Annotated in this window: 12 protein-coding genes; 4 read left to right on the top strand and 8 right to left on the bottom strand. The window is 38.7% G+C overall.

Annotation, left to right across the window (positions count from 1 at the left end):
* From murD to VBZ51_RS15545, 7 genes are read right to left on the bottom strand one after another with little or no spacing between them, the layout of a single operon-like run.
* Positions 1–1,335, bottom strand: a complete 1,335-nt coding sequence (murD, locus tag VBZ51_RS15575) for a UDP-N-acetylmuramoyl-L-alanine--D-glutamate ligase (RefSeq protein WP_416577533.1) — start codon at positions 1,333–1,335, stop codon at positions 1–3.
* A complete protein-coding gene (gene mraY / locus VBZ51_RS15570; protein ID WP_074669841.1) occupies positions 1,335–2,555 on the bottom strand; it encodes a phospho-N-acetylmuramoyl-pentapeptide-transferase in 1,221 nt (406 codons plus the stop codon). The genes murD and mraY overlap by 1 nt, the downstream gene beginning before the upstream one ends.
* 30 nt (positions 2,556–2,585) lie before the next feature.
* On the bottom strand, positions 2,586–4,049 hold the full coding sequence (locus VBZ51_RS15565; RefSeq protein WP_416577532.1) for a UDP-N-acetylmuramoyl-L-alanyl-D-glutamate--2,6-diaminopimelate ligase: 1,464 nt from the start codon (positions 4,047–4,049) through the stop codon (positions 2,586–2,588).
* Complete coding sequence (locus VBZ51_RS15560; protein ID WP_416577531.1) at positions 4,046–6,052, bottom strand: penicillin-binding protein; 2,007 nt, start codon at positions 6,050–6,052, stop codon at positions 4,046–4,048. Before VBZ51_RS15560 ends, VBZ51_RS15565 begins: the two co-directional genes overlap by 4 nt.
* The gene (locus tag VBZ51_RS15555; protein ID WP_252736298.1) at positions 6,052–6,393 is read right to left on the bottom strand and encodes an FtsL-like putative cell division protein; all 342 of its coding nucleotides are present in this window, start codon (positions 6,391–6,393) and stop codon (positions 6,052–6,054) included. The genes VBZ51_RS15560 and VBZ51_RS15555 overlap by 1 nt, the downstream gene beginning before the upstream one ends.
* Positions 6,380–7,282: a 16S rRNA (cytosine(1402)-N(4))-methyltransferase RsmH gene (gene rsmH / locus VBZ51_RS15550; protein ID WP_416577530.1), complete on the bottom strand. Its 903-nt coding sequence runs from the start codon at positions 7,280–7,282 to the stop codon at positions 6,380–6,382. Before rsmH ends, VBZ51_RS15555 begins: the two co-directional genes overlap by 14 nt.
* Positions 7,272–7,745 (bottom strand): division/cell wall cluster transcriptional repressor MraZ, encoded by a 474-nt coding sequence (locus VBZ51_RS15545; protein WP_074669845.1) that lies wholly within the window; start codon positions 7,743–7,745, stop codon positions 7,272–7,274. The genes rsmH and VBZ51_RS15545 overlap by 11 nt, the downstream gene beginning before the upstream one ends.
* 262 nt (positions 7,746–8,007) lie before the next feature.
* On the opposite strand from VBZ51_RS15545, the gene VBZ51_RS15540 reads away from it, so the two are divergent.
* Together VBZ51_RS15540 and yihA are read left to right on the top strand one after the other, a co-directional pair.
* Entirely contained in the window at positions 8,008–8,772 is a 765-nt protein-coding gene (locus VBZ51_RS15540; protein WP_416577529.1) for an alpha/beta fold hydrolase, read from the top strand.
* An 11-nt stretch (positions 8,773–8,783) separates the two neighbouring features.
* Entirely contained in the window at positions 8,784–9,401 is a 618-nt protein-coding gene (yihA, locus tag VBZ51_RS15535; RefSeq protein WP_058106019.1) for a ribosome biogenesis GTP-binding protein YihA/YsxC, read from the top strand.
* A gap of 1,164 nt (positions 9,402–10,565) precedes the next feature.
* Here yihA and VBZ51_RS15530 read toward each other — a convergent pair.
* The gene (locus VBZ51_RS15530) at positions 10,566–10,928 is read right to left on the bottom strand and encodes a GTPase (protein ID WP_416577528.1); all 363 of its coding nucleotides are present in this window, start codon (positions 10,926–10,928) and stop codon (positions 10,566–10,568) included.
* Positions 10,929–11,192: 264 nt separating this feature from the next.
* On the opposite strand from VBZ51_RS15530, the gene VBZ51_RS15525 reads away from it, so the two are divergent.
* Positions 11,193–12,374: a DUF3644 domain-containing protein gene (locus tag VBZ51_RS15525; protein ID WP_416577527.1), complete on the top strand. Its 1,182-nt coding sequence runs from the start codon at positions 11,193–11,195 to the stop codon at positions 12,372–12,374.
* Positions 12,375–12,525: 151 nt separating this feature from the next.
* Positions 12,526–13,191, top strand: a complete 666-nt coding sequence (locus VBZ51_RS15520; RefSeq protein ID WP_416577526.1) for a hypothetical protein — start codon at positions 12,526–12,528, stop codon at positions 13,189–13,191.
* The last annotated feature ends 49 nt before the right edge of the window (positions 13,192–13,240 follow it).

The following is a 13,240-nucleotide window of genomic DNA, read 5'->3' as shown; positions in this document are numbered from 1 at the left end:
TTATAGGTTTTTTACACAGTTCTTAAATTGATCTCCGCGATCTTCATAATTTTTAAATAGATCAAAACTTGCACACGCAGGTGATAACAATACGGTATCTCCACGTTCCGCAATTTTATAGGCAACCTTTACTGCTTCTTCCATAGCATAGGTTTCCACTAAAAGGTCAACAGCCTTACCGAATACGTGCTTGATCTTTTCATTATTCTCGCCCAAGCAAATAATCGCCTTTACCTTTTCACGTACCAATGGCATTAGCTCCATATACTCATTTCCTTTGTCTACCCCACCTACGATCCACACAGTAGGTGTTTTCATACTATCCAATGCGTAATAGGCAGCGTTTACATTAGTTGCCTTTGAGTCGTTTATATACTCCACATGATGTATTTTCAACACCTTTTCCAAACGGTGGGGAGCCCCTTGAAAATTAGAAACACAGGCTCTTATGGTCTCTTTACGAATGCCGACCAATTTTGCAATTGTTGCCGCTGCCATAGTGTTCTTTACATTGTGCTGACCTTCTAAGGCCAAAGTGTTCTTCGTCATGCTAATAGTGTCTGTTGTTGTTTTTATTATTATCTCGTTTTGTTCTATAAATGCACCTTGTTCAACTACTTTTTTCAATGAAAAGGGCATTAATTTTGATTTAACCGGGTGCTTGTTCAGCCAATCCACCAAAACCGTATCATCTGCGTCATAAATCAAATAATCGTTTTCGTCCTGGTTTTCCGCTATTCTGAATTTTGATGCGATGTAATTTTCAAACTCATACTCATACCGATCTAAATGATCCGGTGTAATATTCGTAATCACGGCAATGTGTGGTTTAAAATCTATAATGCCGTCCAATTGAAAACTACTGATCTCAAGTACGCAGTACTCAAAATCATTTTCCGCAACCATTTTTGCATAACTATCACCAATGTTACCCGCCATACCTACATGTAATCCGGCATTTGCCAGAATATGGTTGGTTAACATGGTTGTGGTGGTTTTACCGTTGCTTCCCGTTATACCAATGATTTTGGCATCTGTATATTTTGATGCAAATTCTATTTCTGATATTACAGGAACACCTTTGCCCACCAACTGCTTTACCAAGGGTACTTTATCCGGAATACCCGGACTCTTCATGACCAAATCGGCTTTTAGTATGCGGTCTTCAGAATGCTGTTCTTCTTCCCAATCAATCTCAAAATGTTCAAGAACGTTTTTATACTTTTCTTTTATTTTTCCTTTATCGGATACAAATACATCGTACCCTTTTTTCAATCCTAAAATGGCTGTTCCTACTCCACTTTCCCCTCCGCCTAGTACTACTAAAAGTGCCATTATCTAATTTTTAAGGTCACTATAGTTACAATTGCCAATAGAATACCTACAATCCAAAAACGGGTTACGATCTTACTCTCGTGATACCCTTTTTTCTGATAGTGATGATGTAAGGGCGACATTAAAAATATACGTCTACCCTCGCCAAATTTCTTTTTTGTGTATTTGAAATACCCTACCTGCATCATAACTGAGAGTGACTCTGCAAAGAAGATTCCACATAACACGGGAATCAACAATTCTTTTCGCACAATAATTGCGATCACGGCAATAACCCCACCTATGGTCAAACTTCCCGTATCTCCCATAAATACTTGTGCCGGAAATGCGTTATACCATAAAAACCCGATCAACGCCCCTACAAAAGCGGTAATGAATATCAACAACTCACCAACTCTTGGTATGTACATGATATCCAAATAATCAGAGAAAATAATGTTACCCGATACCAGGGCAAATATGCCCAACGTAAATACTATAATTGCCGATGTACCTGCGGCAAGACCATCTATACCATCGGTTAAATTAGCACCGTTGGATACTGCGGTTACGATCAATATGATGATAGGGATGAACAGCAACCAAGCATATTCTTTTGCCCCTTCTCCAGCCCAAGAAATTAAATTGCTATAGTCAAATTCGTTATTCTTAAAGAACGGCACCGTGGTCATGGTAGATTTAATTTCCTCTCCCTTTACCTGCTCTACGGTATACTCTTGTGTAATTATGGTCTTATCATGATCACGCATGGTCACTTCTGGGTGAAAGTATAATACTGCACCAACTATAAGCCCCAATGTTACCTGACCCAAAACCTTAAACCTGCCTTTTAAACCTTCTTTGTTCTTTTTAAATACTTTGATGTAATCATCCAAAAAGCCAATTGCACCCATCCACAACATGGTAAAGGTCAATAGTATAATGTAAATGTTCTCCAACCTTGCGAACAACAACACCGGGATCAGGGTAGACATAATAATGATCACACCGCCCATAGTTGGTGTGCCCGCTTTTTGCTTTTGCCCATCAAGACCTAGATCACGAATAGTTTCACCTACTTGTTGTTTCTGCAAGAACAGAATTACACGCTTACCGTACACTGTTGCGATCGTCAACGAAAAAAGAATAGCCATTGCGGCACGAAACGTACTAAACTGAAACAGCGTAGCCCCGGGCAACTGGTATTGTTTTTCTAAATATTCAAACAGGTAGGTTAACATAAAATCTTTATTCTTGCTTTTAAGCTTTGGTTATTTATCTAGGCTGCTCAACAGCTCTTTTACTATTTTAAAATCATCGAATTCAACACGAACACCGTTGGTTTCCTGGTAGGTTTCATGCCCTTTTCCTGCAACTAAAATGATATCGTTATCAGCCGCCAATTGACACGCTGTCTTTATGGCCTGCTCCCTATTTTCAATGGAAAGCATCTTTTTTACGTTTTGTGGCTCTACCCCAGCTTCCATTTCGGTGATGATTTCCGTGGGCGATTCCGTTCTAGGGTTGTCCGATGTAAAAATGACCTTATTGCTCATTTCCGTTGCGATATTACCCATTACCGGACGCTTTGATCTGTCTCTATCGCCACCACACCCCACAACGGTGATGACGTTTTCATTTCCAGTTCTCAACGTGTTGATTGTCTCAAGCACATTTTTTAGGGCGTCCGGCGTATGGGCATAATCAACTATTGCCGTAATTCTATTTTTTGATATATAATATTGAAACCTTCCGTCTACATTCTCCAACTCACTTATTAAGCGAAGGGTTTCCAATTGATCCATGCCCAATAAATCTGCGGTTGCATAAATTGCCAGCATATTATAAGCATTGAAATGACCTATTAATTTTGACCACAGCTCGTTGTCATTGATTTTCAACAACTGACCATCAAACTGGTTCTCTAAAATCTGCGCCCTATAATCGGCATAGTTCTTTAGCGCGTACGTGGCTTTTCTAGCTTTGGTATTCTGCAACATGATCAAGCCGTTCTTATCATCTAAATTGGTCAATGCAAAAGCTGTCTTTGGCAACTGATCGAACAATATTTTCTTGGTATCACGATATTCTGCGAAGGTCTTATGATAGTCTAGGTGATCATGGGAAAGATTGGTGAAAATTGCTCCCGCAAAAGCCAAACCTTCCGTTCTTTTTTGATGAATACCATGAGAACTCACTTCCATAAAGCAATATTCCACACCGGCATCGTTCATTAATTTTAAATGCTTGTTGATCACCAATGCGTCGGGCGTGGTATGTTTTGTAGGAAACTCGGTATCATCTACCATAATTTTTATGGTGGACAACAGCCCCACTTTATACCCTGCCTTTTTAAACAATTGATACAACAAACTAGATACCGTTGTTTTACCATTGGTACCCGTAACACCTACCAGTTTTAAATTTTTTGATGGCGTACCGTAATAGTTAGAAGCCATCAATGCCAATGCTTGATTTCCGCTTTCTACCTGTACATACGTCACATCATCTACCATAGCTGCGGGCAACTCTTCGCATATGATCGCTCTTGCACCAGCTTTTACTACGGCATCTATATATTTATGTCCATCGGTAATGGTACCTTTTATAGCAACAAAGGCATCGGATTTTTGCACTTCACGGGAATCGAACTGTACCGAAGCTATATCACAAGTGGTAGTACCGCTAACAGCAGTAATACGCACCCCATATAATATGTCTTTCAATTGCATCATATCAACTCCAACACTATTTTTTTCACTGATTTCAAGTCTGTTCCCTTAGAGATCGATTGGCGCTTTACCTTTCCGTTCCCTTTCACCTCTACTTCAATTCCTAAATTCTCTAAAATGGCAACGGCATCCATTCCGCACATTCCCTTTACATTGGGCACCTCAGCATATTTCTGCTGTGCCTTCTTATAGTAGCCATTATGAGAATCCTCATTATCCGCCACCAACACATCTTTGACATCCACCTCACTGGTTAATGGCGATGTTGCATAGACTTTCTGTGCTACGGACTTAAATACCGGCCCGGATACATCTGCACCATAATACCCTACACTTTTATCTGGCTTATGAATTACCACTATACATGAGTATTTTGGTTCGTCTGCCGGAAAATAACCTGCAAAAGATGAGATATACTCGTATTTTGATCGGTCTTTTGACACATAGTTGGTTTGCGTAGTACCTGTTTTCCCTGCCATGGAAAAATTCTTGGAATACATACCGTGACCCGTTCCATGCTCTTTTTCCACTACATTCTTTAATATCTGCTGTACCTTTTTCACGGTTTCTTTTGAACATATAGCAGGGTTCAATACTTTTTTATCGAACTTCTCAATAGTCTTGTCCCACTCCTTGACCTCTTTTAACAGCCTTGGCTTCACCATTTCACCATCATTGGCAATAGCGTTGTAAAATGCCAAAGTCTGTAAGGGAGTCATAGAAACCTCGTAACCATAAGCCATTTGTGCCAATGACAGTCCAGACCAACCTTTATCTCCAGGGTAACGCAACACCGGTTTACCCTCACCTACAACCGGTAAGCCCAGTTCTTTATGCACACCCATGGCCATTAGCCTGTTTACATATTTTTCCGGATCGCTTTTATATCCGTCATTGATCATTTTGGCAAACGCTACGTTAGAAGAAACTTCAAATGCCTTGGACATGGTTATTTTACCATGACCGCCACGCTTGGTATCTTTTACCCAGTGTCTATAAATTTTCCAACGTCCCTTCTCGGTATCGATCACCGTACTGGTATCAATAATTTTATCTTCCAAGGCCGCTACCAAATTCACCAACTTAAAGGTTGAACCCGGCTCGTGAGATTCACCTATCGCATAATTTAAACGCTCGTAGTATTTACCTTCTGAAGTCTGACCCAAGTTTGAAATTGCCTTTACCTCACCGGTCTTTACCTCCATTACGATTACCGTTCCATGATCTGCTTGGTATTTCTCTAACTGTCCCAATAATGCATGGTGCGCTATATCCTGTATATTGATATCAATGGTAGAGTACACATCATAACCGTCTTTTGGCTCTACGATGTTATCATTACCAATAGGCTTCCATTGGCCTTTTGCGATTTTCTGTTTTAAGCGCTTGCCAGAAATACCCCTTAGGTATTCACCAAAAGCACCTTCCATACCCACACGGGTATAATATCCATTTTCATCTACACGCTCATACCCAACACTACGCTCGGCAATTTTACCCAACGGATGCTCTCTTTTGGTTTTCTGCTCAATGATCAATCCGCCTTTATAAGCACCCTTATTGAATAGCGGCATTTTTTTAACCGCCATGTAATCTGAATAATCCAAGTTGCGTACGATCAACGCATACCTATTTTTATTCTCTCTTGCCTTTCTTAAAATTTGCTGGTAGTGAGAAGATGTTTTACCAAACTGCTTTGCCAAGGCATCGGCCAAAGGTTTTACGTTTTCCTTGAAATCTTCGTTGCTTACGGTTACGGCATCAAAACGGATGGTGTATTTAGAAACCGAAGTTGCCAAAAGACTACCGTCATCCGAATATAGATTCCCCCTATTGGGCTGGATCGTGAACATACGCTCGGTACGCGTATCGGCAAGGGCCTGGTATTTTTCACCATCTACAATTTGTATGGAAACCAGCTTAAACAACACAGCGCCCGCAAAGAGCACCATGCAGCCCGCCACTATGTAGAGCCTTTTTAATATGCTTTTATCCGTTACCGCCATTACTCCTCTTCATTTAAAGATTTCACTTTAATTTTCTGTGGGGGAGTTTCTGAAGGAAATAATCCTTTTTCCGATATTTTACCGGTAATATTCGATTCTAGCTTCAACTGCTGCACATCTGATCGCATATCTACAAATTCGTTACGCAATTCTTTCACCTCTTCGTTCAACAATGCAATACGGTGCACTTTTTGATCGGCGCTATGGGAGCTACTGATCATTACCGTTGCCAAAAAAGAAATGAAAATAATGAACAGCCAATTTTTAGGGGCGTCGCCGCTCACCAAAAATTTTCCCTTCAAAAGGTCAAATACACCCGTTTTCACTTTACTTTTCGCCATTGCGTTCCGCTATTCTCAATTTAGCACTACGTGCTCTGTTATTCTCTTTTATCTCTTCTCTTGTTGGCACTATCAATCCACCAACCTTTTTTAACGGTACATCTATATTCCCGTAAAAATCTTTTTCGGGCTCCCCCTCAAACTGTCCGGCCCTTATGAATCTTTTTACCAATCTATCTTCTAATGAGTGGTAACTAATTACACTTAACCTTCCTTTCTCTTTCAACAACCCCGGCACCTGCTCCAAAAACTCCTTGATCACCGCTATCTCTTGATTCACCTCTATGCGAATGGCCTGATAGATCTGTGCCAAAATTTTATGCTGCCTGTGCTCCGGCAAAAACTGCTTTAATGCCACTTTCAAAGCATCGGTAGTTTGGATCTGCTCTTCTTCCCTATTGGCAACAATTACTTTTGCCATGGCGTTCGCATTTCTGATATCACCATATTCAAACAACACTTTTCTTAAGTCGTCATAAGAATATTTGTTGACCACATCAAAAGCAGACAATGTATTGCGCTTGCTCATTCGCATATCCAGATCTGCATCAAAACGGGTTGAAAAACCACGTTCCGCTTGATCGAACTGATGCGATGAAACGCCAAAATCTGCCAAGATTCCATCTACCTTTCTAATGCCATAGAACTTTAAAAACTGGGTGATGTATCTAAAATTTTCCGCGATCAGCGTAAATCTTGGATCACCTAACGCGTTTGCCTGCGCATCTTCGTCTTGATCAAAGGCATATAATTTGCCTTCCGCCCCCAATCTTTTCAATATTTCTTTAGAGTGACCGCCACCACCAAATGTCACGTCTACATATATACCGTCTTCCTTGATGTCCAACCCATTTACTGTCTCTTTCAGCAATACCGGATTATGATACATCTTTATCGTCTTTTTTGTTCAGCATTACGCGCTTTACCAAATTCTTCTTCTCTTCCTTAGATATAGATATGGTAGCCTCGTACTCCTTAACATCCCAGATCTCCAAATGCTTCCGCATAGGCACTATCTTCACCTCTTTTGTAATTCCCGCTAAGGAAATCACGTCTTTTGCCAACAAAAGTCTTCCGGTACCATCTACTTCTACCGGTCTTAGACCATCCATGAAAATTCTTTGAAAAAGTTGGCTTTCTTCATCAAATCTGTTATTCTGGTCCATTTCTGCCATGATTTTATACCATTCTTGTGCAGGATATAATTCAAGGCATTCATTGTAATACGACTTCTTGATAAAAAAACCTTCATTTAAGATCGGAGTCATTTGATTGCGCAGCGCAACAGGAAGCATGATACGCCCCTTGGCATCGGCCTTGCAGTTAAATGTCCCAAAGAAATAAATGTCCAAAATGGATAGGTTTTATTTATATAACTCAAATATATAAATATTATTACCACATTTTACCACTAAAAACCACTTTGTTAATAAATTACCACTTTTGTGAACCATTTTTGCCACTCATCGGATTTTTTTGGAACAATTTTACCACTCGACCTTTATTTTGGGGGAATTTGAAAGTTGACTGGATCGCAAAAGCACCTAATCGAAAAGAGTTGTTTGCTATTCTCTGTAATTACCTATATTTGGGCAATTATGATGAGTAGTGCGCATGGAAAACGAATTGATTAACGAAGGTGGCTTTAAGTATATAGAAAAAGGTGAAGGAAAACCCATAATTATTCTTCACGGACTTATGGGCGGACTCAGTAATTTTGAAGGGGTAACTTCTTATTTTCCTCCTAAAGGATATAAAGTGCTTATACCTGAACTTCCGCTATATTCTATGCCAATGTTGAAGACCACGGTAAAGAATTTCGCCAAATACCTTAAAAAATTTATAGACCATAAAGGGCTAGATGATGTTATTCTTTTAGGGAACTCTTTAGGTGGCCATATTGGTCTTTTACATACCAAATTATATCCCTCAAAAGTAAAAGCACTGGTGATTACCGGCAGCTCTGGACTTTACGAAAGCGCCATGGGAGATGGTTACCCTAAACGTGGTGACTATGAGTTTATTAAAAAGAAAGCCCAAGATGTTTTCTATGACCCTGAGGTTGCCACCAAAGAAATTGTAGATGAAGTTTTTGCCACCGTGAACGATCGTGTGAAATTGGTGAAGACCTTGGCGATCGCCAAAAGTGCCATTCGTCATAATATGGCACAGGATCTACCCAGCATGCAAACCCCTACTTGTATTATTTGGGGTAAGGACGATACGGTTACTCCGCCAGATGTTGCAGAACTGTTTGATGAGCTTTTACCGAATTCTGATTTATTTTGGTTGGATAAATGTGGACACGCACCCATGATGGAGCACCCGGACCAGTTCAACACCATTTTGGATGACTGGTTGACAAAAAATAATTTTTAAATACCCTACGGATGAAAATAAAGTCGGCCGACTTTGTAATGAGCAACTCCGATGTTACCAAGTGCCCCAAGGAGCCTTTGCCCGAATATGCCTTTATAGGACGTTCCAATGTAGGTAAGTCTTCATTGATCAATATGTTGACCGAGCGTAAAAGCTTGGCAAAAACATCTGGCAGACCAGGTAAAACCCAACTTATTAACCACTTTAAGATCAATGAGAATTGGTTTCTGGTAGATTTACCGGGGTATGGTTATGCGCGTGTTTCCAAAAAAGATAAAAATACCTTTCAAAAATATATTACCAATTACTTTTTACAACGAGAGCAACTGGTATGCTCATTTGTACTTGTAGATATTAGGCACGATCCACAACCCATAGATATGGAGTTCATGCAATGGATGGGTGAAAACGGAGTACCTTTTGCCATCATTTTCACAAAGGCTGATAAATTGAAGCCAAAAGCCATTGAGCGACAAGTAAATTTGTATTTAAACAAACTCACTACAGATATGTGGGAAGAAGCTCCGCCGCACTTTATCACCAGCTCTAGCCACCGCAGCGGCCGCGATGAATTATTAGCTTTCATAGACGACATTAACGACAAGTTTTTTGAGGCAACGAGGAAGTAGTTGTTGGTTGTTGGTTGTTGGTTGTTGGTTGTTGGTTGTTGGTTTTTTAACGCTGCGCGTTTTTTTGTATTAAGTACTTATTCTAGTATTCAGTTGACAGTTTTCTTAACGCTGCGCGTTTTTTGTATTAAGTATTTAGCTCTTCGTGCTATTTTTTAGTACTTCGTACTCTGGGCTGTTTGCTTCATATTTAACATATAAGAGTTCACACGCACTACTTAATACTTTGTACTTTTTACCTAATACTTATTACTTACGACTTAATACTAAGTACTTCTTTATTAACATCATAGCGAGCAAAGCGCGGCTATCTGGTTGTTTGGAACATGGCAACCATCTCGCAACCGACATGTCATTTCGGCTACGCTCAGTGACCTAAAAAACGAATTGTCAGTTCGAGTGGATTTTTGACTGAAGTAAAGCGGAAGTAAAAAATCCGTATCGAGAACCATAGCGTGTTCCAAACCTGTTCTCGATACAAATTCCTCGTACCTCGAAATCCACTCGAACAGACAATGGGAACTTATAACGAAAACAACTGAAAACTGAAACTGCCTACTGAAACCAACATTACAACTTGAGCGCAGTCGAAGGGACCGGAACAAGCATCACTTCGGCTACGCTCAGTGACCTAAAAAACGAAATGTCAGTTCGAGTGGATTTTTGACTGAAGCAAAGCGGAAGTAAAAAATCCGTATCGAGAACCATAGCGTGTTCCGAACCTGTTCTCGATACAAATTCCTCGTGCCTCGAAATCCACTCGAACTGACAGTGGGAACTTATAACGAAAACAACTGAAAACTGAAACTGCCTACTGAAACCAACATTACATATTGAGCGCAGTCGAAGGGACCGGAACAAGTATCACTTCGGCTACGCTCAGCGACCTAAAAAACGAAATGTCAGTTCGAGTGGATTTTTGACTGAAGTAAAGAGGAAGTAAAAAATCCGTATCGAGAACCATAGCGTGTTCCAAACCTGTTCTCGATACAAATTCCTCGTACCTCGAAATCCACTCGAACTGACTGTGGTATTCATCCACTAAAATACGTCAGTACCAACTGATCCTTTCTTCTTAAGTAATTGCAATTTAACCTCGGCTACGCTCAGCGACCGAGTAAGCTCTACGATCGAGTGAGACCAACAACCAACAACGAACAACCATCAACCAAGCGAAGCGATCAACTCTTCCACTCCCTCAAAAGCATTTAGTTGTTCTGTTGTGACGAGCACCTCTAGATCATGTGCTGTCTCTACTAATATAATAGGATAGGTAAATGCATGTCCAAATTTGCTTTTATAGCTTTCTTGGAATTCATCTTTATGAAAGAACTCCAGTTCGTAGCCTTCTGCCATTAAACGTTCCCTAAACGTTTTCCATTGCTTTTTCTCGGTGAAATTCCCGTGTGTCAGTGAGCACAGATTACAGTTATAGGTTGTGGGACTTACGATTTTATGGGCAAAGTCCAACATTTTACTACCGGTATCACTATTGGCATTATAGATAAACAAAATTTTCTTTGACATAATCATTTGGTCGTAAAAATACCCAAAACATACATAATTTTTGACCAGTTATGGTTTCCCGTAATGCAGTCTAAATTCTAAATTGTAGGTTTATTCTTTAGTGATATATTACATAGCTAGGCTTTACAAATCAAAACAAGGAATGGACCTACCCTTATTTATGTGTAAGGTGATATTTATATGAGAATATAAAATTGATATAAAGAACAGATGGTATCTAAAGCAAATACAAAGCAGAGACTGACACTTTTGTTTCTTCAAAAAATGGAGAAAGAAGGTAAAGAATTTAGTGATATTCAGCTTGCTAAAGCTTCAACATACCCACTTGGCGCTTCCCTAAAAGCAAAATTAAGCAGAAATGAATTTGGGGAATTTATAATTAAACAACCAAACGGTCTATTTAAATCCCAGAATACTATAGGGATCAGTTTAGATGAATATGTGCTAAAAGTTAGCTCAAAATATAGACATGCTAACCCTGTTAAGCACTCAACTTCGAGTTCATCTTTTAAGTTATCGGATACACTTGTTGACAAAAGCATACAAGCAGTACTTGCTGCAATTGAGATTTACAATAAGCCTGATTTTGGATATCGGGAAGAAACCTTCTCAATTCTTTTAATCAATGCTTGGGAAATCTTACTAAAAGCCAAAATCGTAAGAGACGGTTTAGAAAAAATAGAATCCCTCTATATTATAGACAAGAATATAGAGGGAGGATTTGTGAAATCCAGATCAGGAAATTTCCGAACTATTTCCATTGGTAAAGCTATAAATACAGTTGATATTGATGACACTCTAAAAGCGAATCTTTTCGTACTTATTGAATTACGAGACAATGCAATTCATTTTCGAAATGAGAGTCCGATATTAAACACAAAGCTTCTAGAAGTAGGCACAGCAAGCCTTTTGAGTTATCTAGAAATGTGTAAGGAATGGTTCAAGAAAGATTTGAGCAAATATAACTTTTACATAATGCCAATGTCTTTTTTTCATCCCCATGAACTCCAAAGTTACTCCGTAAACAACGAAAGTATTCAGAATCAAAATTTACTGAGATATATTGGACGTAAAGAAAAAAAATTCCCCCACGACCCACTATCACAACATAGTATTAGCTTAAGATTAGAAACCAAATTTGTAAAAAGCAAAATGCAAATAGACCCTAATGATCCAGAGGCTATATCGGTTATTATAGATGAAGAAGATGTTTTCAAAAAAACCTATACTTGGGCATGTAAAGAAAACTTAGTACCTGCACTTAAAAAAAGATACTCCGATTTTAAACTCAATATAGAATTTTGGAACCTTCTAAAACAATTAAAACAAAACCCAAAATTTTGCAGAGTCCGGTACTTAAACACAAGAACAAAAAAAGGGTCAAAACAGGAATGGTACAATCCTAATATAGTTCATGAAATTGACCGTCATTACACAAAAAAATAAAATACAAATAATACCAACTATAATAGGATAGTAATACCAAACATAATGCCTTAGACTTATTTAAAAAATTTAGCTCTGTGTTAACCCGAAAAGTTAGTGTCTTTTTGTATGCTACGTTCCATACACAAGTCCGTTGCAATAATATAAGAATATGACAAAAGAAAATTTAATAAAGAGAGTAGAACATTTAATCAATCAGGGACAAAATGTAATTAGAACTCAAAAATATGGAGAATTCGTTGGTAATTATGTTGACCACGGATTACAGATGGGATTTCGTTCAGCTTCACTTTCGTTTATCGAAAACCTTTATGGTTCAAAACACAACTATTACAAAGATTTTGACCAAAAAGTTAAAGGCGATGGATTATCAGAATCTAAAAGTGGAATTAATATTTTGAACTCTATAAAGGTTGAAATCGAAAACGATTGGTTACTATCAATTAAGGAATTAGTTACTTCTGAAATATTTGCAGACTTTTTAGAAATGAGTAAGCACTTTTTAGACCTCAAATATAAAGACCCTGCAGCTGTAATGATAGGCTCAACATTAGAAGAACATTTGAGACAACTTTGCAATAAGCATTCTGTTGATACTACATTTGAAAAAAACGGAGATTTATTTCCAAAAAAAGCCAACTTATTGAATGCTAATCTAGTAAAAGCCGAAGCATATGGTGTTCTCGAACAAAAAAACGTGACCGCTTGGCTAGATTTAAGGAATCGAGCAGCTCACGGAAAATATGGAGAATATTCAATAGAACAAGTTGATTTAATGTATCAAGGAGTTTTGAATTTTATAATGACAACAAAATAAAATGCTACTGCCAAAAATAGATATAAGTAACTGCTTGTTCTCGCCTACT

It is taken from the genome of Maribacter sp. HS, from assembly GCF_048059195.1.
Classification (GTDB): domain Bacteria; phylum Bacteroidota; class Bacteroidia; order Flavobacteriales; family Flavobacteriaceae; genus Maribacter; species Maribacter dokdonensis.
The sequence above is the reverse complement of the archived record's forward strand: the minus strand, read 5'-3'. Positions and strand labels throughout refer to the sequence as shown.

What these genes read in the sequence shown, in the direction of transcription:
- VBZ51_RS15530 (WP_416577528.1), bottom strand. Translation starts at nt 10,928, where the DNA reads ATGTCAAAGAAAATTTTGTTTATCTATAATGCCAATAGTGATACCGGT.
- rsmH (WP_416577530.1), bottom strand. Translation starts at nt 7,282, where the DNA reads ATGTATCATAATCCGGTATTGCTGAAAGAGACAGTAAATGGGTTGGAC.
- VBZ51_RS15520 (WP_416577526.1), top strand. Translation starts at nt 12,526, where the DNA reads ATGACAAAAGAAAATTTAATAAAGAGAGTAGAACATTTAATCAATCAG.
- VBZ51_RS15555 (WP_252736298.1), bottom strand. Translation starts at nt 6,393, where the DNA reads ATGGCGAAAAGTAAAGTGAAAACGGGTGTATTTGACCTTTTGAAGGGA.
- yihA (WP_058106019.1), top strand. Translation starts at nt 8,784, where the DNA reads ATGAAAATAAAGTCGGCCGACTTTGTAATGAGCAACTCCGATGTTACC.
- mraY (WP_074669841.1), bottom strand. Translation starts at nt 2,555, where the DNA reads ATGTTAACCTACCTGTTTGAATATTTAGAAAAACAATACCAGTTGCCC.
- VBZ51_RS15565 (WP_416577532.1), bottom strand. Translation starts at nt 4,049, where the DNA reads ATGATGCAATTGAAAGACATATTATATGGGGTGCGTATTACTGCTGTT.
- VBZ51_RS15540 (WP_416577529.1), top strand. Translation starts at nt 8,008, where the DNA reads ATGGAAAACGAATTGATTAACGAAGGTGGCTTTAAGTATATAGAAAAA.
- VBZ51_RS15525 (WP_416577527.1), top strand. Translation starts at nt 11,193, where the DNA reads ATGGAGAAAGAAGGTAAAGAATTTAGTGATATTCAGCTTGCTAAAGCT.
- murD (WP_416577533.1), bottom strand. Translation starts at nt 1,335, where the DNA reads ATGGCACTTTTAGTAGTACTAGGCGGAGGGGAAAGTGGAGTAGGAACA.
- VBZ51_RS15560 (WP_416577531.1), bottom strand. Translation starts at nt 6,052, where the DNA reads ATGGCGGTAACGGATAAAAGCATATTAAAAAGGCTCTACATAGTGGCG.